This is a genomic window from Gammaproteobacteria bacterium (genome assembly GCA_013151035.1).
Classification (GTDB): domain Bacteria; phylum Pseudomonadota; class Gammaproteobacteria; order JAADJB01; family JAADJB01; genus JAADJB01.
The window spans coordinates 1-24284 of the sequence record JAADJB010000010.1 but is presented as its reverse complement, the minus strand read 5'-3'; the positions used below and the strand labels follow the sequence as shown (position 1 = coordinate 24284).

Here is a 24284-nt window from a genome sequence, read left to right as displayed (position 1 = left end):
GACTTGAAGTCTGTCCCCGGGTATCCCAACCCCTGAGAGGTTCCCGCTGGTGAGTCCGTTACCGATTACCCTGTTAGATGACACCCTGTGTTTCCCTGCTGTTACACAGGCATTACAGGAACCCGATGGCCTATTGGCCTTTGGTGGCGATCTCAGCCCTGAACGTCTGTTAAGTGCCTATCGTCAGGGTATCTTCCCCTGGTATAACGAGGGTGAACCGATACTCTGGTGGTCACCTGATCCGCGCACAGTGTTATTTCCCAATCAGCTAAAGGTCTCTCGCAGTCTTGGCAAGAGCCTACGCAACAAGGTCATTGAAATCAGTTTTAATCAGTCCTTTAATGCCGTCATCCAGGCCTGTAGCGAACCCCGACCCGGACAAAATGGCACCTGGATCAATAGCGCGATGATCGAGGCCTACGCCCAGCTCCATAAACTTGGTCATGCGCACTCGGTTGAGGTGTGGCAGCAAGGACAACTCATCGGTGGGCTCTATGGCATTCATATTGGACAAGTATTCTTTGGTGAATCCATGTTTAGCCGACAATCCGATGCCTCCAAGATTGCCCTGGTGCATCTGGTTCGGTACTTTAATCAAGGGGAACTTGAGCTAATTGATTGCCAGGTGGGGTCAGCGCATCTGAGTCGTTTAGGTGCTAGCGTTATTCCACGTAGTCGGTTTATTCAATATCTGGAGCAATATTGTTGAAAAAATGAGACTCCACCCCCTTTTTTCGCTACCATTAGGACATGTTAGAAAACACTATAAGCCAACACGAACGCAGAAACCCGGATCAATCCGATCGTAGGACACGTAACCAACTGTCCGGGCACCTGCAATTACTTGCCGAGATGAGTAGTCATCTTGCCTCTAGTAATAGCAATGTGACCGACACTATTGAGCGCGCACTGGTATTGATTGCCCATTATGTCAATGCCCAGGCCGGCTCATTGTTCATCCTGGAGGATGATGCCAGCCGTCTCACCTGTAAGGCATCGGTCGGCCCGATTGATATTACCGGGATCAAAATTGATGCCGATCAGGGCATTATTGGTCACTGTGTTACCACCGGCCAGGGCAAAATCGTACGCGATGTTAGTCAAGATCCTGATTTTATCACTGAGGTGGATGAAGAATCCGGCTTCAAGACCGAATCTATCCTGTGCGCCCCGTTGGTGACCCATGATGAAAAAATCGGCGCCATCGAACTGGTTAATCGACGAGAAAAAGATACGCGTTTTACCGAGTCCGACCTGCTTATGTTGCAAACATTGGCATCTGCCACCTCAATGGCCATTGCCAATACACGCATGGCTGAAAGATTAATGGAACAACAACGTGTACAGCAAGAAATCGATATGGCTGCCGAGATCCAGCGTAGCCTGCTACCCGTTGCCGATGACAAACTACCCATTTTTGGTATCAACATCCCCGCCAGAACAATATCCGGTGATTTCTACGATTATTTTGTCTTAGATGATGGGCGTATCTATTTTAGCCTGGGTGATGTCTCGGGCAAGGGCATGAATGCTGCCTTGTTAATGGCAAAGACCGCCAGCCTGTTTCGTTGCCTGGGCAAGAATATTCACCAGCCTGGCAAGCTACTTGCCAAGATTAATGTTGAGATCTGTGAGACGGCTACCCGGGGTATGTTTGTCACCATGCTCTGTGGCACCTATGATCCTGCAACAGGCAGGACAATATTGGCCAATGCGGGTCACGAACCCGCACTTTTCCTCAATCAGGCCATGCAATACACCAGTATTGAGGCCAGTGCGCCACCACTAGGCATTGTCCCGCCCCTAACGCAGGATGAAACCATTGCTGAACAGGAAATCATGCTTGATGGCGGTTGCCTGTATATATTCAGTGATGGTGTTACTGAAGGCCGAATTGATACCAGTACCCGTTTGGGCATTGACCGACTGAAGCAGGAACTCATTGATCAGCAACATGTTTCAAATCGTGAACAGATTGCCCATGTCTGTTCTCTGTTACAACAATCCAATACCGAACTACACGATGACATAACCATCATGAGTCTTAAGGATGAACGCTGATATCCCTCAGCCACAGGTCTATCGTCGATCACAGATCCCCGCTCGGGCTGACCAGCTTAAATCCATTCGTGAACTGGTCAATCGTGCCTGCGCCGCCTTTGCCTGCACAGCAAGAGACACCCATGATATTATCATCGCGGTTGATGAAAGCTGCCAGAATATTGTCCGTTATGCCTACAACGATAATGAATCAGGTATAATCGATATCGACATCCAGTACCATGACTCATCCATAGAGATCAGGATTCGGGATTATGCAAAAAAAGTGGATCCGGCTATACTAGTGCCAACAGAAAAAGAAAAACTGAGTCCAGGTGGTCTGGGCATTCTACTGATCCAGAAAATCATGGATGTAGTCAAATATCTTCCCGTACCGGATAATACGGGGAATATACTTTTTTTATCCAAAAAGATTAACAAGGGAATCTATGAATTATACAACACAGATTGAGAACGATTACATTCTGGTGTCTTTTAGCGGAGACATCGATCTGTCAAACTCGCCTCAATCACGCAAGATCCTGCTGGATTCCGTCCAACAATCCACCCAGGTACTGGTTAACCTGCAGGATGTCAGTTATATCGATAGCTCAGGCATTGCCACCCTGGTTGAGGCGTTACAGGAATCAAGAAAGAAACAACAACCCTTCTCTCTAATTGCCACCAGTGATGCCGCTCTGCGTGTACTGGAACTCTCACGTCTGGACAAGGTGTTCAGTATGTTTCTTTCCCTTGATGAGGCGCTACAGGGCTAAAAAATGCGTCTTTTTATTGAACAGACGGGGCGTCGCTTCCTTGACTTTACAACCAATATCGGACGTTTGGGTCTGTTTCTAACAGCCATCCTCAGCAGTATTGTGCATCCGCCTTATGAGTGGCGACCGATTATTCGGCAGATCTACTTTATTGGTTCCCGATCCAGTTTTGTCATTATTGTTACCGGTCTGTTCACGGGCATGGTGCTCGGTCTGCAAGGTCATCATAATCTGGCGAAATTTGGTTCTGAAGAGCTACTAGGTTCAGCCGTAGCCCTGAGCCTAATTCAGGAACTCGGCCCGGTATTAACGGCATTAATGGTGATTGGACGTGCCGGATCAGCCATCTGTGCCGAGATCGGCATTATGCGTCATTCTGAACAGATCGACGCACTGGAATGCATGGCTATTGACCCTTATAAATACCTCATCGCACCCAAATTCATTGCCGCCATTATCTCGCTTCCTCTACTCACCTTTATTTTCGATATCCTTGGGATATGGGGCGGCTATTTTGTTGGGGTGATACTCGAAGGTGTCAGTGAAGGTGCTTTTTTTCAGGGCATGTACGATAGTGTGATGATGTCTGATATCCTTCTTGGTATCTATAAGTCAGCCTTTTTCGGCTTATTGATCGCCTTGATTGCCACCTACAAGGGCTTCTTTTTACACCTCAACAAGAATGTCTTTGGTGCCGAGGGTGTCAGTCAAGTGACCACCGATGCTGTTGTTATGTCATCCATATCCGTATTAATATTTGATTACATCATTGGCACCCTTCTGTTATAAGGTTATACAACACCATGAACAAAAAAAATATCGAACTCAATGTCGGCCTATTCATTATTGTTGGGCTTTTAAGTTTCGCCTATCTAGCTGTCAAGATGGGGGACATTGCCCTGCTTAATAATGACAGTTACCAGTTACAGAGTCGATTCACCTCCATATCAGGATTAAAGGAAGGTGCCAATATTGAACTGGCGGGTGTCAACATCGGTAAGGTCTCCGACATTATTCTTGATAATGAGGAATATGAAGCCGTTGTTACCCTGTCCATTAGTAAGCAGGTGAAATTACAGGAGGACAGCATCGCTGCCATCCGTACCGCAGGCATTATTGGTGATCGTTACATTGTGATTAAACCCGGGGGCTCAGATATCTATCTATCGAATAATGACGAAATAACAGAGACAGAATCCGCCATTAGTCTGGAAGAACTCATTAGCAAATATATCTTTGAAAGCAAATAAAGGACATCCCATGAAAAAAATATACCACATCCTGCTGCCACTATTTATGCTCTTCCCTGCCCTGTCGCTCGCAGCCAACATGGAACAAAGTATCCTCGATGATGAATTTGATGATGAAGAGATCATCGAGATCGCCGACCCTCTGGAGCCGATCAATCGCGCCTTTTTTGGCTTTAATGACATACTGTATTCCTACGCACTGAAACCTGTTGCTAAAGCCGTTCGTTATATCCCGGAACCCGCCCGCATCGCACTCAAGAATTTCGTCTCCAACCTGACCACTCCGATACGCTTCATTAATTCATTATTACAGGGGAAATTCAGTGATGCTGGCACCGAAGGTGGCCGTTTTGCCATCAATAGCATCATTGGTATCCTCGGGCTTTTTGATCCCGCCAGAGAGATGGACATCTACAAGAAGGATGAGGATAGCGGTCAAACCCTTGGCTATTATGGCGTAGGACAAGGCTTCTATCTAGTGATTCCCTTTATTGGCCCTTCCAGCCTTAGGGATAGTATTGGTCTGGTTGCTAATTACTATATGGATCCATTATCCCTGTTGTCACCAGAGAGAGACTATTATATCGCTCAAACAGGCATCATCATCAATGAAGTATCGCTGGACAAGGACACCTACGAATCCATTAAAAAGGAACAACTGGATCCATATCTATTCATCCGTGATGCCTATGCTCAACATCGCCAGGGCAAGGTTGAGGAGTAAGACATGACTCTATTATTAAAAAACATACTACTTTCTTTGAGCCTGATTATTGCCAGCATTAGCAGCCCTCTTGCGGCAAATGAATCAGCCCCGATGGAACAGGTCAGAGGCACTATTGATCATATTCTCACCACCCTTAAAGATGATTCCATCAGCAAGCAGGAAAAACGTAAGGTCATCATAGACAGGATCAGCCAGTCATTTGATTTTACCGGCATGTCACAACGCGCCCTGGCAACCAATTGGAGAAAGGCCAACCCGCAACAGAAAAAAGATTTCACTGAATTATTTCAGCAGCTGATACAAAACACCTATATCGGCAGGCTTGAGGCCTATACCGATGAAAAAGTCCGTTATCTAAAAAGTAAGACCAAGGGCAGAAAGGCCATCATCAAGACTATGATCGTTACCAAGAGCGCTGATATTCCAATCAAGTATAAATTGATACAGAAGAATGGAAACTGGCTGGTTTATGATGTGGAGATCGAAAAGATCAGCTTGATCAGTAACTATCGCAGCACCTATCAGTCACTGATTAAAAAGAATGGTTTTGATGGCCTGCTCGCCACTATGCGCGATAAGGTGAATGAGTTAAACCCCTGATTATGTGGTGCGTGATACGCACCCTACCATTAGCATTTACCGCCGGTCAGGCGCTGTAAGTATTCTTCGGCATTCACCACATCATCGCCTGGTCGGCGGTTCAGCATATTCTGTATATGTTCATTGTCACTATTTTTAACCTCATCGACAGTTCCTGTCGTCAACACCTTACCTGCACCAAGAACCGTGATGCGGTCGGCAATCTTGAATGCGCTATCCAGCTCATGCGTCACCACCACAATAGTCATATTGAGAGAATCACGCAGGCGCAGAATCAACTCATCAAGCTCCGCTGATACCACCGGATCAAGCCCGGCTGAGGGTTCGTCAAAGAACAATAACTGCGGATCCATAATCACCGCCCGTGCCAGCGCCGTACGTTTCAACATACCTCCTGAGAGTTCTGAAGGCATCAGATCTTCAAACCCGGACAGGCTGACCAACTCTAGCTTCAGACGCATCATAATATTCGTGATGTTGTCATCCAGATCGGTATGTTGCTTTAATGGCAAGCGGATATTTTCACCCACCGATAAGGAACCTAATAAGGCACCATTCTGAAAAGCAACGCCCAGTTCCTTGCGTAGCTGATAAAGTTCAGACCGCTTAATCGCATTAATATCTTTTCCTAACAGTTTAATAACCCCGGAACTGGGTCTGTTTAAACCGAGTAGATGCCGAAACAATGTTGTTTTACCCGAACCACTACCGCCCATAATAACCCGGATCTCACCACGATTAATATCCAGATCAACCCCGCTCAGGATCTCTCTGTCGCCGTAATGCGTCACCAGATTACGAACTTCAATCACTGTGTCTTGCTTGTTTTCAGACATGTCCAATCCTGCAATTATTTTATTCGCTTGATTATATGTCAATGGTGCGTAATGCGCACCCTACCGAAGGGTATGCACCCACGCCCGGATCACGGTAGGGTGCGCACTGCGCACCATTTAACAAGATTAAAGAATAATCCAACAAGGTCGTTAGCGTATTCAAGTATCGGAAACAAGCTATTTCTCAGCACCCAGGCAACGAGCCTTATCAAGGAGTTTATTATGCTAAGTTTCATATACAATCTAAATCAAAGTTTTGAAAAGAATCATGGCTTCCTTCCCAACACACTGTATCTTAGCCCCCAACATCTGCAACAACTACAAGACTCATTTGATCAGAATATGGATATCGCATGTATCCTGAAACATCTGGATATGGATCTTTTACTGGATCGAACTGTGGTACATCCACATGTCGGCTGGAATCCATTGAAGCATTCCATTGCGAGCTAAATACCTTAATCCTTACACTTTTTCTGTATTCGCAGGTGCGTGTACCTCCTTGTAAACATTATATAAACACCATAAATTCCCGCATTACCTGAGCTAATCACATAAAAATATGCCGGCTTTTTTTACATTAAAGTAGTTGCCCACCATCCCCTCGGAAAAATACATAAAAATCAATTGTTTAACAAATAGTTAAATAGCATATCATTATTGCCCTAGGATTTTATTACATCGGATAATCTTACACTTAAGAGCTCCTCTATTAATTGCTTCAGACCACGCCCACTAATTTCACAGTATCATCATGTTGGCCTGAAAATTGCTTGTCTAAATTGTTAGTGGCTCTCCATATTGCCATATAAGTCGCAAATTGATATTTTAATTGTGCTCAAAGTTAGGGAGGTTTCTCATGAAAGCACTTCAATCAATGTTTTTAATGCTTGCTCTTATGTTTTTTACTATCAATACCGCCAGTGCCGCTCTTTTATACAGCTATACTGGCACATGGTCTCGTGCTTCGCAGCCGCCTGCGAACGGTAATCTTCCTTTCCAATATATAACCAACTGGGAGGGACGTCTTGTTCTGGATACCACAGAAACAGATATATTGTCGGGGAACTATGACTCTTCGATAGTTAGTTTTTTTGAAATCAGTAGCCCGCAAGCAGGAGCTTTTAGTGTTCCTGGCTTGTTTTCACCAGCCGAAAATATTAGTTTTTTTTCAGGTTCGTTGGCTATAAATGGTATTGAGATTAGAGATACTGATTTTACTTTTGGTTGGACGCCGGGTATTGCGCTTCTAACTGATTATACTCCATTGAATGACATTTTTGGCATCAGTACTACCGTTGGTTACGGTGGTAGCGGTTCTTTTCCTCCTTTTGTTAATAATTGGGAATATCAGGGAACAATATCAACTGTTCCACTCCCGCCAACCTTTTTCCTTACGGGGTCTGGCTTACTTGTGTTGTTTGGTTTTGCCAGAAAAAGTAATATGTTCCAAAGGTGATAATAGCTCTTCGGTTCCAAAAGCGGGATTGGTGGTCTGATTGCACTGTTACGATTAAGCAAACGTCAATAAAGCTCCCCGCATACGCGAGGATGACTATACATCCCCTGCATTGTGATAAATAGTTTCGCACAACGGAACTTAAATAGGGTATAATTGTCCGGATATTATTTACAGGCAGGATAGTTTCAATGGCAAAAGAAGATCAGATCGAGATGAGTGGAACCGTAATGGAAACATTACCCAATACTATGTTTCGCGTAAAGCTTGAAAATGACCATGTGGTTACCGCCCACATATCAGGCAAGATGAGAAAGCATTACATCCGCATCCTGACCGGTGACACAGTAACGGTAGAGATGACTCCTTATGATTTGAGCAAGGGTCGTATTACTTATCGCGAGCGTTAATTATGGTGCGCAGTGCGGGCACCTACCGTCTCAAATGCATCGTGCGGTATTTACCCCTTAGGCTTTGACCAGAGCCTTCACCTCAAAGTCCAGTTTCTTATCTTCATTCACAAACACACTAACCTCGCCACCACTGGATAGATCGCCAAATAGTAATTCGTCCGCCAGTGGCTTCTTGATATATTCCTGTATCGTACGCGCCATCGGTCTTGCACCCATTTTGCTATCATAGCCATGCTCGGCAATCCATAGACGCGCCTCATCATCAACCTTCAATGCCACATGTTTTTCCTGTAGTTGCAACTCCAACTCATCAATAAACTTGTTAACCACCTGAGCAATACCAGAAGAATCGAGCGCATTGAATTGAATAATGGCATCCAGTCGGTTACGGAACTCAGGAGTAAACAGGCGTTTAATGGCCTCCATACCATCGGAGGAATGATCCTGCTGCGAAAAGCCAATTGAAGCACGACCCATTTCCTGGGCACCGGCATTAGTCGTCATGACCAGGATGACATTTCTAAAATCAACCTTACGACCATTGCTATCGGTCAGGGTGCCATTATCCATCACCTGCAACAGGAGATTAAAGACATCCGCATGTGCCTTCTCTATCTCATCCAGCAACAATACTGCATGAGGATGCTTGAGTACCTCTTCTGTTAACAAACCGCCCTGATCGTAGCCAACATAGCCGGGGGGCGCACCAATCAGCCGTGAGGCGGTGTGACGCTCCATATACTCGGACATATCCAATCGAATCAGCTCAATCCCTAATGATAGTGCCAATTGACGCGTAATCTCGGTTTTGCCGACACCGGTTGGCCCGGCAAACAGGAATGAACCAATAGGTTTGCGTTCATCCCTCAAACCCGAGCGTGACATCTTAATGGCAGAGGCGAGAGAGATAATCGCCTCCTCCTGACCAAACACCGTTAATTTAAGATCGCGCTCCAGGGTACGTAGCTTGTCCTTGTCCGTGGATGACACACTTCTTTCCGGGATACGGGCAATATTGGATATGATGCGTTCAATATCCGCCACACCCACTGTTTTTTTACGTTTGGAGGCCGGTAATAACTGTTGACTGGCTCCCGCCTCATCAATGACATCAATGGCCTTATCCGGTAAATGACGGTCGGTAATATAACGCTCTGAAAGCTCTGCAGCGACACGCAAAGCGCGAGGCGAATACTTGATGTGATGATGGTCCTCAAAACGCGTCTTCAAACCCTTCAGAATCTTTATCGTCTGTTCAACACTAGGTTCGGCGACATCAATCTTCTGAAAACGTCGAGCCAGGGCATGATCCTTTTCAAAGACCCCGCGATATTCCTGATAGGTGGTCGAACCGATACATTTTAACTCACCCGAAGCTAGCACAGGTTTAATCAGGTTAGAGGCATCCATCACCCCACCCGAGGTTGCTCCGGCACCAATAATAGTATGAATCTCATCGATGAAGAGTATCGCACCCGGTTCTTTATGAATCTGCTTCAGCACCAGTTTCAGGCGTTTCTCAAAATCACCCCGATACTTGGTGCCGGCAACCAGTGCGCCCATATCCAATGAATAAATCACTGCATCCTTTAACACTTCAGGAACCTCTTCATCGACAATCATTTTGGCCAGACCCTCGGCCAGCGCAGTCTTACCAACACCCGCCTCACCAACATACAGGGGATTATTTTTACGCCGTCGACACAGAATTTGTATGGTGCGCTGAATCTCATGATCCCGACCAATCAGAGGATCAATCCGACCCTCTTTTGCCATTATATTCAGATTTCTGGAAAAGTTATGCAAGGCCTGTTCGGCACTATCCTCAGCAGCCTCAACCCCCGTCCCAGGTGTGACTGATTCACTCAGTTCCGGCTCATCCTTTTCAATACCGTGTGAGATATAATTCGTCATATCCAGTCGACTGACATTCTGTTTCTGCAAAAAATAGGTGCATTGTGAATCCTGCTCACTAAAAACTGCCACCAACACATTCGCCCCGCTAACCTCCTTGATACCCGAGGACTGCGCCTGAAATACCGCGCGCTGCAATACACGTTGAAAGGCCAACGTAGGCTGTGTTTCACGGTCATCATCCGATGACAGACGTGGACTGGACTCATCAAGAAACCGAATCAGCTCATCGCGTAGTTGCACAAGATTCGCACCACAGGCTCTCAATGCCTGTGCCGCAGCCGGATTATCAAGCAACGCCAACAACAGATGTTCAACCGTCATAAACTCATGACGATCCTCACGCGCATTCCTGAATGCCAGGTTCAGGGTAAACTCCAGTTCTTTACTCAACATGAATCACATTACTCCATACATACATCAATCAATAACATCCATACTACACAACAATGGATGCTGGTAGCCACGTGCATATTCATTAACACGAGAGACCTTAGTCTCGGCAATCTCCCGAGTAAAAACCCCACATACCGCCTTACCCTCGGTATGCACCTGCAACATAACACGGGTCGCCTGTTCCCTGCTCATGGAAAAGAAACGCTCCAGTATCTCCACCACGAATTCCATTGGTGTGTAATCATCATTCAACAGTAGCACTTGATACTGCGGCGGTTGTTTCAAGGTCGTCGGTGCTTCCTGCAAGGCAAGCCCTTCATCTCCTCCTGAATGATCCTCAAACCTGTTCATACACCTACATCCACACACTAAAGACTTAACAACCATAATAGTAACCCGCACGGGCATGAATATCACCTAAATTATAGCCAATAGCTTGACTCGCTCTGTAAGATGAATTCTAATTAGGTACTAATCAAATCTGATTTGATTAAGGTTTGTTTTCACCCGCTCGGTTAAAGGGCATCCGGGGGAGGCAGTAAAGATATAACAGCCGGGATAACCCGGGGAAATAGAGGTATACGAAGTATGGCCACTGGTACGGTAAAATGGTTTAGTAATAGCAAAGGTTATGGTTTCATCGCTCCCGATGACGGTGGAGAAGATGTATTTGCACACTTTTCTGCGATTGAAATGGATGGATACCGCTCTTTAACTGAAGGGCAAAAGGTTCAGTTTGAAGTTGAAGATGGTCCTAAAGGGCTTCAGGCCAGTAAGATAACCGAAGGTTAAGTGGTCTGGGTTTTCTAACGGAAACCTCGCAAATAAAAAGAGGCCCGCATAATTGCTGGCCTCTTTTTATTTAAGTTCGCCAGAGAACCTAGGCAATATCCATATAAAAAAATACAAACCGCCCCTGTTCAATATCAATCTTCAAGGTAGCACCATGACTAATAGCATAATCAACATAGCCCGGAATGGCACTATCCTGATGACATTCTGATGAATGCTGTGGTGATTCAAAATCCCGATCCCGGTCATACCAGGATATCAACATACATTCACCCAATCGTGCCTCAGCCTCATTAGCAGCCAACTGCATCGCCTCCTTATAATCAACCACCGACTGAGTTGGAGATAACTCGATCATAGTAATCGCCGTCGATTCAGACATTATATATTCCCACACATTGCAACACAATTAACTCAAGAGACAGGAATTGCTCTTCTCTAACAGAGACCCTTGCCCGCATGGACGCGGGCATGGAGCCTACACGGATGTATTCACGGCGTGTCTCTGTTAGAGAAGAGTGATGCATGTCTCGAACTTTACCGGAAGCAAGGTTCCCAGAAAAAAGGAGTAACCCCTGCCTCGGATTTAGATTTACTTCTTCAGACATAAAAAAACCCCGACCAAGGCCGGGGTTTCCTGTATCAAGATGCATAGCACACCTTGCTATCCAACATTACATATCCCACAAACCACTATCTTCACCAACCGCTTCTTCGATTGCGCTCTCGATAATTGCAGGGATAATTGCATTCTTGGTAAAGGCTAAGTAACCTGAATCCCAAAAATACAACTGCATACGCCACATCTCACCATATTGAATAACGGATACTTCGCCATCCATATTCAGCACCAATACTTCCATAGGCATTGCTGTGATGTGATCAACACCAGGAATCGGAGCGTCATCAGTCTTGCCATCGCTACGGAAATCAGAGTTAATACGCAGAGTACGATCCTGAGTGTAATCATTGATAATACCAAAATAAACGGCATTAGGATTAACCTGAATCTTGGTCAACAATGTCCAACCTGAAGACTCATCCACATCACCTGACTCAGGCGCTGCCTTGATTGCCTTCTCAACCTTGGCCACAACTTCAGCAAAGTTTTCTTCGTCTTCAACCATTGGGTTCTGATTGCCTTCAAAATCAGAGAAACCAGTCATCATCTTGGCAGGGCCATCACCATTGAAGCCTTCCAGCGCATCCACTTCACGAATAGGCTCTAACTGCTTACGTTCCGGTGTACCAGGAACCTGTGCAGCAATAGCACGAATCTCGGCAGCAACCTTGTTAGCCGCAGCTAACATCTTGTTAAGGTTGTCACCTTCACTATAGAATACGTGGGCATGAGCAACCGGATTGGCCATATTGATAAAGGTCTTCTTACCTGGACCATATTCGTAGATACCAATACGCAGGATCTGAGCAGAAGCGGTGTTCGCTTCTTCACCCGCTGCCGCTGCCATGTAAGCAGGCGAGGTAACGATGTAAATCTTCGCTCTCTGCTTGCCTTCAGGAACATAGATGTCACGTTTAGCATGCAACGTCAGACTTGATGCCGCTAGAGCTTTTTCAAAAGCAGCAACAGTGCTGGTATAATCACCGGATGCTGCCAGGATACGTTCAAAAATACCATATTCCTGATCTGCATGAGCCGAGCTCATGGCAAACAGAAACACCCACGCCACTAGGGCGCTCTTCAATAGACTTCTCATTTAATACTCCTCCAACACTGGATTTTTTTATAAAAATAGTAAAACTAAAAACATTCATCTCCATGAATAGTGTGATTATATCCAAATTGAACGCAAGTACCACCCCTGAAGAGAAATCAGCCACTAATTTCATCATAAATATTACGGCATATTCGTGTATTATTTCTATTGAAACAAGAAGATAGATCAATCAAACTTTTCGCATAAATTTTATAAATTCATTATCATCAGGGTACTGATTAACATAAACAACCACATTAACATAATCATTTAATTGATTGTAAAACAAAGGTAAATAAAGAAATAAATGTCTAAAAAGAATAAGCTAAAGATTACTATCGGTCTCTCGGGCGGTGTTGATTCCGCAGTTTCAGCCCACCTGTTAAAGCAACAAGGACACCATGTCGAGGCCCTGTTTATGAAAAACTGGGATGAAGAGGATACCGAAGAATACTGCCATGCTGCCGAGGATTTAGCGGATGCCCAAGCGGTTTGCGAACAGCTTGATATCCCCCTGCACTCAATCAACTTCTCCGCAGAATACTGGGATCGTGTATTTGAGCATTTTCTCAACGAATACCGTGCCGGACGCACTCCTAACCCCGACATCCTTTGTAATCAGGAAATAAAATTCAAGGCCTTCCTTGATTACGCACTGGATCAAGGAGCCGATTGCATTGCTACCGGACACTATGCCCGCATCAAGCGACAGGAGGGAAAATACCGTCTGTTAAAAGGCATCGATGATGGCAAAGATCAAACCTATTTTCTCTACACTTTGGGTCAGCACCCTCTCAGCAAGACTCTGTTTCCCATTGGGGGCCTGCACAAGACACAGGTTCGTGAAATTGCTCACGACATCAATCTCCCGGTTAAGGATAAAAAGGATAGCACTGGCATCTGTTTTATCGGCGAACGCAAGTTCAAGGACTTTCTGTCACGTTATCTGCCCGCACAACCGGGTGATATTCGTGACAGTAACAATCAACTAATGGGTCAACATCAAGGGCTTATGTATCACACTATCGGACAACGTCAGGGGTTGGGCATTGGTGGTCAACAAGGAAGCTCAGGTCAACCCTGGTATGTTATTGGTAAAGAACAGGAGAATAATATATTGCGCGTTGCCCAGGGTCACGATCATCCAGAGCTGTTTACCCGACATTTAACTGCCAGCCAACTCCGCTGGAGCTGTGGTAATCCACCCGCTGCCCCCTGTAGACTACAGGCAAAAATCAGGCATCGACAGGCGGATCAGGCCTGTACTATTGTGTCTTTACATAGGGATAGCTGTAAAGTTGAATTTACACAGGCACAACGCGCGATTACCGCCGGACAGTCTATTGTCTTTTATGATGGTGATGAGTGTCTGGGGGGTGGGGTTATTAATGCGACCCGCTAGGTTTGTGGTACATTCTATCGTGGGGCCAGAGCCAAAAACCGGCTCTGACCCCGGGTTCGGTGTAGCCTATGGGTGACTGAATCCGTATAATCGTATGTCATCGAATTAAATCATCAGCGGAGCACCTATGAACGATAGCTTTTCCTCACGTAGCCAATTAACTGTTGGTCAACAACAATATGAAATCTTTCGTCTGGATGCACTGGAAGAACAATACCACATATCCAGGTTACCCTACTCTATAAAGATACTGCTGGAAAACCTGTTACGTTATGAAGATGGCATCACCGTTACTGCCGATGATATTCGCGCCTGTGCTGAATGGGATCCCAAGGCAACCCCGAGCAAAGAGATTGCCTACCGCCCTGCCCGTGTCTTAATGCAGGACTTTACCGGGGTACCCGCACTGGTTGATCTGGCCGCCATGCGTGACGCCATGAAGAAACTCGGTGGTGACCCGGACAAGATCAATCCATTGCAACCGGCTGAACTGGTGATTGATCATTCGGTGCAAATTGACTCCTTTGGTAACAATGATGCTGCTGACATCAATGCCAATATGGAATATCAGCGCAACCAGGAACGTTACAGCTTTCTCAAATGGGGACAAAATGCCTTCTCCAATTTCCGCGTGGTTCCACCGGATACCGGCATCATCCATCAGATCAATCTGGAGTTTCTGGCTCGCACTGTATTTGCTCAGGAAAACAACGGTGTATTACAAGCTTACCCCGACACCCTGGTGGGCACCGATTCTCATACCACGATGGTCAACGGGCTCGGTGTATTAGGTTGGGGCGTTGGTGGTATCGAAGCCGAGGCCGCCATGCTGGGACAACCGGTCTCCATGTTAATTCCACAGGTCGTTGGCTGTCGGCTGAATGGCGAATTACCCGAAGGTGCCACCGCAACCGATCTGGTATTGACTATTGTTGAGGTGCTGCGCAAACACGGTGTGGTTGGCAAGTTTGTCGAGTTTTGTGGTGAAGGCATTAAACACCTGTCACTGGCCGATCGTGCCACCCTGGCCAATATGGCACCTGAATATGGTGCCACCTGTGGCATCTTCCCGATTGACGAAGAGACCCTGCGTTACCTCAATCTGTCAGGCCGTGCCGAAGAACAGATTGCCCTGGTTGAGGCCTACGCCAGGACGCAGGGTATGTTCCTACTGGACGATCAGCCCGAGGCAGAATACTCCAGTATGGTTGAACTGGACATTTCCAGCATTGAACCTTGCATCTCCGGCCCTAAACGCCCACAGGATCGCATCCTGTTAAGCCAGAGCAAGAATAACTTTGCTCAGGCTCTGAGCGAGATGAAGGCAGAACGCAAACTGGTTAGTCAGCCTGTCAGTAGCGAAATTAATGGTCAATCCATTACCCTTAATGATGGCTGCATTGTTATTGCCTCCATCACTTCCTGTACCAACACTTCTAACCCCTCCGTCATGTTAGGTGCCGGACTGGTGGCAAAAAAGGCAATAGAAAAAGGCCTTAAGGTTAAACCCTGGGTCAAGACCTCACTGGCCCCTGGCTCATTAGTTGTTACCGAATATTTGAATAATGCCGGACTGATGCCCGCACTGGAGGCAATGGGCTTTAATGTTGTCGGCTATGGCTGCGCTACCTGTATCGGCAACTCAGGCCCACTACCTGAACCCGTATCCGCTGCCATTGCTGAAGGCAATCTATCGGCTTGTGCCGTATTATCCGGCAACCGTAATTTTGAGGGGCGCGTCCATGCTGAGGTACGCATGAATTATCTTGCCTCACCACCACTGGTCGTCGCTTATGCCATCGCTGGCACCATGGATATTGATCTGGCAAGCGATGCTATTGCACAGGATCAGGATGGAAAGGATGTCTTCCTCAAGGACATCTGGCCCACTCAGGCAGAGATCAACAATGCCATTGATAGTGCCCTGAAGCGTGACAACTTTACCACGGTCTATAAGGATATCTATCAAGGTGAAAAACGCTGGCAGGAATTAAACGCCCCTGAGGGTCAGCTATTTGGCTGGAATGCAGATTCAACCTATATCCAGTATCCCCCTTATTTTGATGACATGCCCAAAGAGCCGGATACCATCACCGATATCACCCATGCACGGGTACTCGCTGTGCTCGGTGACTCCGTGACCACCGACCATATCTCACCGGCGGGTGCCATCAAACCTGATAGCCCGGCAGGCATTTATTTGCAACAACAAGGTGTCGAGCAAAAGGATTTTAATTCACTGGGATCACGCCGTGGCAACCATGAAGTCATGATGCGCGGTACCTTTGCCAACATTCGTCTGCGCAATCTAATGGCGCCCGGTACAGAGGGTGGCATTACCCGTCACCAGCCATCGGATGAAGAGATGCCGATCTATGATGCGGCAATGAAATATCGTGATGACAATACGCCACTGGTGGTGCTGGCAGGAAAGGAATATGGTTCCGGTTCATCCCGCGACTGGGCCGCTAAGGGCCCCCGCCTGTTAGGTGTGCGCGCTGTTATTGCCGAAAGCTACGAACGCATCCATCGCACCAATCTGGTCTGTATGGGTATCCTGCCGTTAGAGTTCAATAAAGGTGACTCAGCCGCTAGCCTGGGGCTCAACGGTAGCGAGGTATTCCACATTGAAGGCCTGGGTGATGGCTCGGTCAAGAGTCTGGAAGTCCGCGCAGTCAAGGCTGATGGCACTGAAATCAAGTTAACAGTACGCGTCCGCATCGACACACCGCAAGAAATTGAATACTATCGTCATGGTGGTATCCTGCAGTATGTGCTACGCCAACTAGCAGCCTAGACAATCGTTCGAATAACAAAGGAAAACCTCATGGAGTTAACAGCACTCACCGCAGTATCCCCCATTGACGGACGTTATGGTAGCAAGACCCGTGCCCTGCGCCCCATCTTTAGTGAATATGGTCTGATCCATCATCGTGTCATCGTTGAGATACGCTGGTTACAGATGTTGGCACAACATGAGCAGATCACTGAGGTGCCCGCCTTTAGTGATCATGCCAACAAAATCCTCAATGAGATTATTGAGAATTTTAACGAACAGGATGCACAACGGGTCAAGAATATCGAGGCCACGACCAATCATGATGTTAAGGCGGTCGAGTATTTCCTCAAGGAAAAGATTGAGGGCAACAAGGAACTTGAGGCCATTAGCGAGTTTATTCACTTTGCCTGCACCTCTGAGGACATTAATAACCTATCCCATGCACTGATGCTGGACAAAGCGCGTAAACAAGCCCTACTACCCGATATGGATGCTGTTATCAATGCCATCCGTGAACTCGCTATTGAGCAGGCAGAGACCCCGTTACTATCACGCACGCATGGACAACCAGCATCCCCCAGCACCCTGGGGAAAGAGATGGCTAATGTCGTCTATCGTCTACAACGCCAACGCGATCAACTGGCACAGGTCAGCATACTGGGCAAGATCAATGGTGCGGTAGGCAACTATAACGCCCATCTAATCGCCTACCCGGAGATCGACTGGCCGCAGGTGGCAAAGAACTTTGTCGAAGGTCTGGGCGTGGAATGGAATCGTTATACCACCCAGATAGAACCACACGATTATATTGCTGAATTATTTGATACCACGGCTCGCTTCAACACCATCGTTATCGATTTTTGTCGTGATATCTGGAGCTATATCTCAATAGGTTATTTCAAACAAAAAACCGTCAAGGGCGAGATCGGCTCATCGACCATGCCGCACAAGGTCAACCCGATTGATTTTGAAAATGCAGAAGGCAATCTTGGTATTGCCAATGCTATATTCTCACACCTGGGTAGCAAACTACCGATCTCACGCTGGCAACGGGATCTAAGTGATTCAACGGTATTACGCAATCTTGGCACTGGCGTTGGTCACAGCATCATTGCCTATAACTCCTGCCTGCGCGGCATTAGCAAGCTAGAGGCTAATCCACAACGCACATTGGAGGATCTGGACAACAATCAGGAGGTTCTAGCTGAAGCAATACAAACCGTAATGCGGCGCTATGGTATCGAAAACCCCTACGAGAAGCTCAAGGATCTCACGCGTGGACACCGTATTGATAAGGAACAACTGGCTCAGTTTATCCAGACCCTGGAGATACCTGATGAGGCTAAACAGGCGCTCGCCAATTTAAGTCCCGCCAGTTATATTGGTAATGCCGTAGAACAGGCAAAATCCATTTAATAAACCACGGATGTTTTAGATTTAAGGAGTTGATGCTATCAAAAAATATTTATCCATCGATAATATATTATGGACGACTATCCTTGTCATCATGATTGGCAGCGGGATATTAGTTCAAACACATCTGAATAGCACTCAAATGACCCTGTTCTTCATCGCCCAGGTGCTTCTGTTACTGTGTTTTTCCTATCTTTTTTATAGCCAAAAGAAAAACAAGATTCGACTTATCGAAGAAATAACTATCAGCCTGCAAGATATTCAACAATCAAAAGAATCGCCCCATCAAGCGGTTAGTACAGACCATGCGTCGAATGAATTCATCAATCTCTTTAATCAAACAATTAATGCTGTATCAGCTAACAAATCATTATTTGTCAATGTATCACAACAACTGGCATCCCACGCCCATGAGTTATCCAAAAATGCCGAAGAGATTCATTTGCAGATGTCCTTGCAGGACAAGATGATCCAGGTTGCCAAACAACAACTGGATGGTTTAAATAATGTGTTTAAACATGCCAGCAATACCGCCGATGAAACAGTCAGGGTAGCCAATAATTCCGAACAGGAAGGCAATAGTGGCAAACTGGTAATGACCCAGGCAATGAGTGAAATCAGTAATCTTTCAGATGAGGTCAATGGTATGGAAAGGATTATCCAGCATCTGGGAGAGGATAGCGAGGCCATCAATGGTATCGTCAACGTCATCCGTAATGTCTCTGATCAAACCAACCTGCTGGCACTGAATGCTGCCATTGAGGCAGCACGGGCAGGTGAGCATGGACGTGGTTTTGCCGTGGTCGCTGACGAGGTACGCGGACTGGCCAATAAAACCCATGACTCAACAGAAGAAATCAGAGTTATCATTGACACCCTGCATGAACACGTAAGTATCGCTGTTAAGGCAATTAAAAGCAGTGTTGATCTGGCCAGAAGCTCTGATGAGATGATAGAAAATGTAATTATTTCCTACTCCGAGATTGTCGGTTACATGTCCGAGGTCAGTCGTCTGGGAACAACACTGGCCTCATCCACTCATAACGAGCAGGACACAGCGAGCCACACCGTCAACACACTTGAACAAATCAAGGATATCAGTCAACGAACCGTTGACCATATAGAACAGATGGAGGCATCGAGTATGGAATTAGGTAAATTGGGAGAGCAACTGGAGATTCTGTCGAATGGATCCCAGGCTAACTCCAACAAGGAAAATAGCGGCGAGATTGATCTCTTCTAAACAGCCCATTGAATACTGTTTTCCAGTTTATCCCTGATCAGCCCAGAGCCTCGCCCTTTTCCCCCACGATAACAGGAACGCAAGTCTGCGGAAGAAAGTCAGTTAAAGGATTTACATGCTAAAATTGGTGAGCTGACGCTGGAGAATGATTTTTTAGCAAAAGTGCTCGGGCGTTGAATACGGCTGAGCGCAAAACAAAGATTAATCGATCACATGAACTACCGATCAGTCGGCAGTGTAAAGTGCTGAATATCAGCCGTTTATGTGACGATCTATGGGATACTTATGACCTGTGTATCAATCGTAAGCGTGTACAACGGTTGATGAGGATAATGGGTATACGTGCACTGTATCCCGGTGCGAAGACAACGCGGCCAAACCTTCAGCATAAGGTTTACCCCTATTTGTTGCGGGATCTGGATATTAACCGGGTGAATCAGGTATGGTGCACCGATTTGACTTATAGTGCCCCATGCGTAAAAATTTTCTATATCTGGTCGCGATCATGGACTGGAATTCCAGGAAGGTGCGTCATGGCGATTGAGAAATACCCTGGATGCAGGCCTTGGCAGAATGACACCCGATCAGGTATATTATGATCTACCTTCGGGACTACCGATTGCTGCATGAAATAGATGTCAGGGATACCACTTAAGAAAAGCAATTGATTGTGTCAGTAATGGGATCCACACTTTTAACATGCAGGTTATCATAATGAAACATATCACAAGGTATTTTCTGAAAATCAGGAATGCTGCTGTTTTTTTTGTGCCAATCACCATTATCGCGCTTAGCTTGTTTCTCTCTCCAACAACAATTATGAAGGAAACAAAGTATCCCCTTGAGTCAACAGTAACACCAAAGGAAATAAGTTTGGAAAAAAGCTGGGAACGTAAAAACCTTACGCCTGTCGTTGACCATAACCCCGGAACATCTTCGCGCCCTTTTCGCAATCGTCCTTATCGGATAGCTAATATTCAGGGCACTACAAAAGCCTACATCACACTTCCTGGAACTGAAAATTACCCTGGATCAAAGGTTGCCCTTCTTGATACTAAAACCAGAACAATAGAGACGAAAATAAAAGTGGGCATTGCCCCTTATGGAATCGCGTCTCATCCCTCTGGAAAATGGGTGGTCGTAACAAATCGGTTTTCAAATTTCCTTTCAGTCATCAATACAGAAAATCAAACGGTAGAAGCTGAAATCCCTGTGCCATTTTATTGCGATGATCTTGTATTCTCAAAAAATGGCAAAATGCTATTCATTTCAAATTTCTGGAAAAACCAGGTTATCGTTGTTGATATAAATGTATCAAATCAAAAATTAACAGGAAAACTCAGGCACCTCGGTTTCGATAGAGTGGATTTTTTCGGATCGCAAAAAATAAAATCCGAACAATGGCATGTCTGTGAAATCTGCGGATGGAGAAGCAAAACCGAAACAAAGTGTAAACAGTGTGGCCATAAAATGGTTAGCCAGGATATTGAAACCATTATCCACGAAAAAACCGGCGTCGGAAGTATTTTACGCGCCTCATGCGGGACAACGCAGTGCCATATGTACCGCACTGCCGGATTTTATGCGGGTAATGATAAAGAGGAATCATTTCGTAGCGCCGCTATTCATTCTGCTACTCTTCTTGCTTCGGTTATTTCCACAAAAGATGGAGGATGGGCTGATGGTGTTGATGGTCGCCACCATCCAAAAGGCGTTATTTTCGAGGATCTGGAAAATAATTCCGATTACAAAAGGATAGCCGACTGGATTGCAAATGGAGATGAAGGGCCAGGCATTGCAGTCGGAAATAAACCACGGGATTTACTGTTATCTCCAGACGGAAGTACGCTCTATGTTGCGAATACCGGATCTTTGGATATTTCAGTGATTGATATTAAAACAATGAGCGAAACAAAAAGAATTTTTACTCGCTCACCGGTTAACGATCTGGTTTGGGTCGATGGACGAATCATTATTGCCACGCTTGGCGTAGGTTCAGGACATCCAAAACAACATGATTCAGGACGTGAGAGCCTGGATCGAAATAACCCACAAACGGAGTTTTCTATTTTTCGAGACAAGAACACCGGAAAACCACTCCCTTTAGAACAGCAAGTCCCACTCGGTGAATTTGATGATATTGATGGAACGGCTCAGGAAAAATTCAGGGATATTACAAATGACCTGGTTATCCTGCATCCAGATGCAGACAATGTCGCAAGCTATAAAACAACAAGATTGTTTACTCGCTATACATCCGATTCATTTGAATCCATGGCGGGAGATACAAAAGGAGATGTCGACAAAGAGTTGATGAAAGTCGTAGGGGCATTTCCTGAACAAATTGTTAACGTAAAAAACAGGATTTACGTATCAATGTCCGGAACGTTTGAGGTTCAGGAATGGGAAGTCGATCGAAGTGAAAAAACAGCTTCACACCTCCATCCACTAAGAATTTTCAAGACCGAATTCAAACCAGGCGGAATAAGCTTTGCTAATGGTCATCTGATTGTATTAAATCAACTTAGTGACTCCATTACATTTATTAACCTGGAAAGCGGGGAATCAACAAATATTTCTTTAAGAGAAGACGCACCCGAATTCCCCTCTAATGAGTTTGAACGGGGAGAATTTTTCGTTCAAACCAGTATTTTTTCTGCTGATCAGGATCAAAGCTGTGTTCATTGTCATTATCGTGATACATCAGATGGCAAGGCATGGAGTGTAAGTCAGGTAATGGGGCAAACCCGCAACGGTAAAGAACGAACCGGCGGTAGTCGTGAAATCCCCGATATTCGCATTCTGACACAAAAAATACCCTTATTTCTGGAAGGCATACTCTCTATTGATGAACCATTAACAATGATGATGGAACACAATCCATTAATCGATTTTTCAGAAAAAACACCTGTTGCTGACCTTACGGATATATTTTCTGACACGACAAACCAGAAATCTGCTGACAGTATTGTTGTCGCCACAACTGCGGCTCTCAAACTCAATGGAATAAATCTATCTGATCTTATAAAGCGACGGGAGATATTCTTTGAAACCCTCTCTAAAAAATATTTTGGAACATCCTATTCATTTCGTGATTTTCAAAAATTTATCGGTGTTTATCAAGCAGGCGCATCTCGCCTTTTACCCAATCCCATGGATAAGAATGATTTAATGGTTCAAATTGGCAAGGAATTATTTAACTCCCCAAAGGTTGGTTGTGCGGGTTGTCATCCTGCGCCAGCATTTACAGATAAAATTAATGTCTACAACCAGAATAAATCATTTCCTCCCCTTGTTACGCCTGCAAAGCGTGACAATATTCACACCCTCATAAGCGCCGACCGAATTGACTATTTAAATGGTTATATTCGAGAGTGGGATAAACAGGATAAAGGCAGGGTTGAGGAACATGAAGGATTCTATGTAGCCCCATCCTTACGCGGCATCTGGGCAAGACCCCCTCGATTTTTACACCATGGACATGCAGTAAGTTTACGCGAAGTTATAACCACACCTAAACACATCGCATTAAGACATTTTGCTACAGAACGAAAGGATGTGTCCAGACCGGGAAATATGGAGACAGGGCTAAATGAACTCAATGGAGTACCGGATATTCATGGAGTAACCTCACATCTATCAGTATGGGAAATCGAATGCCTTATAAAATTCATACAGTCTATCTAGTCACTATTTTATTACTCACTTTTGTGGCCGGGAACTATTTATTTTTCAATGATAGTACACCACAAAAAACCATTACCCGGACAGAGCGCCTGTTCAATCAATTTAGCTCCGAAATAGTGCCTGTTTTAAATGTTCGATGTAATAATTGCCATGCACTTGAGACGAAAAAATACAAGCAAGTCGAAAAAAACCTGGACACAATTCCCTTTGCAAAATGGGAAGTCAATGCCAGCGGTGATCTCGAAACATTACCGCAACAAAGAATCGCATATACTCGCTTCACATATACGAATAAAAAATCATCGAGAAAATTCTCCCCTCTCGGATTCAGGAATGACCATCTCGCCAGCCCCATTCTGAGGGTGCCACTGGCAAATAACTTTTCAGGAGTTCGACATCCTGAAATATTTTCCTCTGTAAATGATCCTGATTTCAAAAAAATGCTGTCCTGGGTTAAAGAAGAAATTGAATTCAGAAGAGAAACACCCCCACGCCCTTTAACATCAAATGAAAAGTTTTTTGCCAAAAAAATCATTCCAATTCTTGTTAGAAAAAACTGTTTTGGATGTCATGGATTAAATGCGTTTAACGATCTCAAAATGGATACTGGAATCCCCGCATACAAGGAACGATTTACAGATGAAATGGTGAGCTATAACCGTAAAGCAATGCTTGGCATGAAAACTCGACAGGTCAATCTTTCGGGGTCTATCTCCCAATCACGCCAACTCGTAAAAAACATCCCGATTTCAGATGGCGGGATTATCCACAAGGGAGGAAACCATTTTTTCCGAAAGAATGACCCAGACTTCAAAATACTCTTGAAATGATTTTTTTGG

Annotated in this window: 25 protein-coding genes; 19 read left to right on the top strand and 6 right to left on the bottom strand. The window is 45.5% G+C overall.

Annotated features, from left to right (window positions below):
- Positions 1–64: 64 nt before the first annotated feature.
- From GXP22_01930 to GXP22_01895, 8 genes are read left to right on the top strand one after another with little or no spacing between them, the layout of a single operon-like run.
- Positions 65–709 carry a leucyl/phenylalanyl-tRNA--protein transferase gene (locus GXP22_01930; GenBank protein NOX08244.1) on the top strand — a complete coding sequence of 215 codons (645 nt, stop codon included), beginning with the start codon at positions 65–67 and terminating at the stop codon, positions 707–709.
- A 41-nt stretch (positions 710–750) separates the two neighbouring features.
- Complete coding sequence (locus GXP22_01925) at positions 751–2061, top strand: SpoIIE family protein phosphatase (protein ID NOX08243.1); 1311 nt, start codon at positions 751–753, stop codon at positions 2059–2061.
- Positions 2051–2512 carry an ATP-binding protein gene (locus GXP22_01920; protein NOX08242.1) on the top strand — a complete coding sequence of 154 codons (462 nt, stop codon included), beginning with the start codon at positions 2051–2053 and terminating at the stop codon, positions 2510–2512. Before GXP22_01925 ends, GXP22_01920 begins: the two co-directional genes overlap by 11 nt.
- Positions 2490–2816: an STAS domain-containing protein gene (locus GXP22_01915; protein NOX08241.1), complete on the top strand. Its 327-nt coding sequence runs from the start codon at positions 2490–2492 to the stop codon at positions 2814–2816. The genes GXP22_01920 and GXP22_01915 overlap by 23 nt, the downstream gene beginning before the upstream one ends.
- 3 nt (positions 2817–2819) lie before the next feature.
- Positions 2820–3605: an ABC transporter permease gene (locus GXP22_01910; protein ID NOX08240.1), complete on the top strand. Its 786-nt coding sequence runs from the start codon at positions 2820–2822 to the stop codon at positions 3603–3605.
- Between the two features lie 14 nt (positions 3606–3619).
- The gene (gene mlaD / locus GXP22_01905; GenBank protein ID NOX08239.1) at positions 3620–4066 is read left to right on the top strand and encodes an outer membrane lipid asymmetry maintenance protein MlaD; all 447 of its coding nucleotides are present in this window, start codon (positions 3620–3622) and stop codon (positions 4064–4066) included.
- Between the two features lie 10 nt (positions 4067–4076).
- Positions 4077–4790 (top strand): VacJ family lipoprotein, encoded by a 714-nt coding sequence (locus tag GXP22_01900; GenBank protein ID NOX08238.1) that lies wholly within the window; start codon positions 4077–4079, stop codon positions 4788–4790.
- Positions 4791–4793: 3 nt separating this feature from the next.
- Positions 4794–5393, top strand: a complete 600-nt coding sequence (locus GXP22_01895; protein NOX08237.1) for an ABC transporter substrate-binding protein — start codon at positions 4794–4796, stop codon at positions 5391–5393.
- 29 nt (positions 5394–5422) lie between these two features.
- Here the strand turns inward: GXP22_01895 and GXP22_01890 are convergent, their stop codons facing one another.
- The gene (locus GXP22_01890; protein NOX08236.1) at positions 5423–6229 is read right to left on the bottom strand and encodes an ABC transporter ATP-binding protein; all 807 of its coding nucleotides are present in this window, start codon (positions 6227–6229) and stop codon (positions 5423–5425) included.
- A 222-nt stretch (positions 6230–6451) separates the two neighbouring features.
- Between GXP22_01890 and GXP22_01885 the strand changes: the two genes are divergently transcribed.
- From GXP22_01885 to infA, 3 genes are all read left to right on the top strand, one after another.
- The gene (locus tag GXP22_01885) at positions 6452–6682 is read left to right on the top strand and encodes a hypothetical protein (protein ID NOX08235.1); all 231 of its coding nucleotides are present in this window, start codon (positions 6452–6454) and stop codon (positions 6680–6682) included.
- Positions 6683–7088: 406 nt separating this feature from the next.
- Entirely contained in the window at positions 7089–7688 is a 600-nt protein-coding gene (locus GXP22_01880; protein NOX08234.1) for a hypothetical protein, read from the top strand.
- Between the two features lie 191 nt (positions 7689–7879).
- Entirely contained in the window at positions 7880–8098 is a 219-nt protein-coding gene (infA, locus tag GXP22_01875) for a translation initiation factor IF-1 (GenBank protein NOX08233.1), read from the top strand.
- Between the two features lie 57 nt (positions 8099–8155).
- Here infA and clpA read toward each other — a convergent pair whose 3' ends face one another.
- Both clpA and clpS read right to left on the bottom strand, forming a co-directional pair.
- Complete coding sequence (gene clpA, locus GXP22_01870; protein ID NOX08232.1) at positions 8156–10411, bottom strand: ATP-dependent Clp protease ATP-binding subunit ClpA; 2256 nt, start codon at positions 10409–10411, stop codon at positions 8156–8158.
- Between the two features lie 24 nt (positions 10412–10435).
- The gene (gene clpS / locus GXP22_01865; GenBank protein NOX08231.1) at positions 10436–10762 is read right to left on the bottom strand and encodes an ATP-dependent Clp protease adapter ClpS; all 327 of its coding nucleotides are present in this window, start codon (positions 10760–10762) and stop codon (positions 10436–10438) included.
- Positions 10763–10999: 237 nt separating this feature from the next.
- Here clpS and GXP22_01860 point away from each other — a divergent pair, with 237 nt between their 5' ends.
- Entirely contained in the window at positions 11000–11203 is a 204-nt protein-coding gene (locus GXP22_01860) for a cold-shock protein (protein ID NOX08230.1), read from the top strand.
- Positions 11204–11291: 88 nt separating this feature from the next.
- On the opposite strand, the gene GXP22_01855 is transcribed toward GXP22_01860, so the two are convergent.
- From GXP22_01855 to GXP22_01845, 3 genes are all read right to left on the bottom strand, one after another.
- Positions 11292–11585 carry a hypothetical protein gene (locus GXP22_01855; GenBank protein NOX08229.1) on the bottom strand — a complete coding sequence of 98 codons (294 nt, stop codon included), beginning with the start codon at positions 11583–11585 and terminating at the stop codon, positions 11292–11294.
- Positions 11578–11730 (bottom strand): hypothetical protein, encoded by a 153-nt coding sequence (locus GXP22_01850; protein NOX08228.1) that lies wholly within the window; start codon positions 11728–11730, stop codon positions 11578–11580. The genes GXP22_01855 and GXP22_01850 overlap by 8 nt, the downstream gene beginning before the upstream one ends.
- A gap of 147 nt (positions 11731–11877) precedes the next feature.
- Positions 11878–12921 carry a hypothetical protein gene (locus GXP22_01845; protein NOX08227.1) on the bottom strand — a complete coding sequence of 348 codons (1044 nt, stop codon included), beginning with the start codon at positions 12919–12921 and terminating at the stop codon, positions 11878–11880.
- Positions 12922–13228: 307 nt separating this feature from the next.
- Between GXP22_01845 and mnmA the strand changes: the two genes are divergently transcribed.
- The 7 genes from mnmA to GXP22_01810 all read left to right on the top strand — a co-directional run bounded on the left by mnmA (position 13229) and on the right by GXP22_01810 (position 24275).
- A complete protein-coding gene (gene mnmA / locus GXP22_01840) occupies positions 13229–14323 on the top strand; it encodes a tRNA 2-thiouridine(34) synthase MnmA (protein ID NOX08226.1) in 1095 nt (364 codons plus the stop codon).
- Between the two features lie 127 nt (positions 14324–14450).
- Complete coding sequence (acnA, locus tag GXP22_01835; protein ID NOX08225.1) at positions 14451–17120, top strand: aconitate hydratase AcnA; 2670 nt, start codon at positions 14451–14453, stop codon at positions 17118–17120.
- Positions 17121–17150: 30 nt separating this feature from the next.
- On the top strand, positions 17151–18518 hold the full coding sequence (gene purB / locus GXP22_01830) for an adenylosuccinate lyase (protein ID NOX08224.1): 1368 nt from the start codon (positions 17151–17153) through the stop codon (positions 18516–18518).
- Between the two features lie 139 nt (positions 18519–18657).
- A complete protein-coding gene (locus GXP22_01825; GenBank protein ID NOX08223.1) occupies positions 18658–19758 on the top strand; it encodes a hypothetical protein in 1101 nt (366 codons plus the stop codon).
- Positions 19759–19931: 173 nt separating this feature from the next.
- Positions 19932–20357 carry a transposase gene (locus tag GXP22_01820; GenBank protein NOX08222.1) on the top strand — a complete coding sequence of 142 codons (426 nt, stop codon included), beginning with the start codon at positions 19932–19934 and terminating at the stop codon, positions 20355–20357.
- A 115-nt stretch (positions 20358–20472) separates the two neighbouring features.
- The gene (locus GXP22_01815; GenBank protein NOX08221.1) at positions 20473–23445 is read left to right on the top strand and encodes a hypothetical protein; all 2973 of its coding nucleotides are present in this window, start codon (positions 20473–20475) and stop codon (positions 23443–23445) included.
- Positions 23415–24275 carry a hypothetical protein gene (locus GXP22_01810; protein ID NOX08220.1) on the top strand — a complete coding sequence of 287 codons (861 nt, stop codon included), beginning with the start codon at positions 23415–23417 and terminating at the stop codon, positions 24273–24275. Before GXP22_01815 ends, GXP22_01810 begins: the two co-directional genes overlap by 31 nt.
- Positions 24276–24284: the final 9 nt, after the last annotated feature.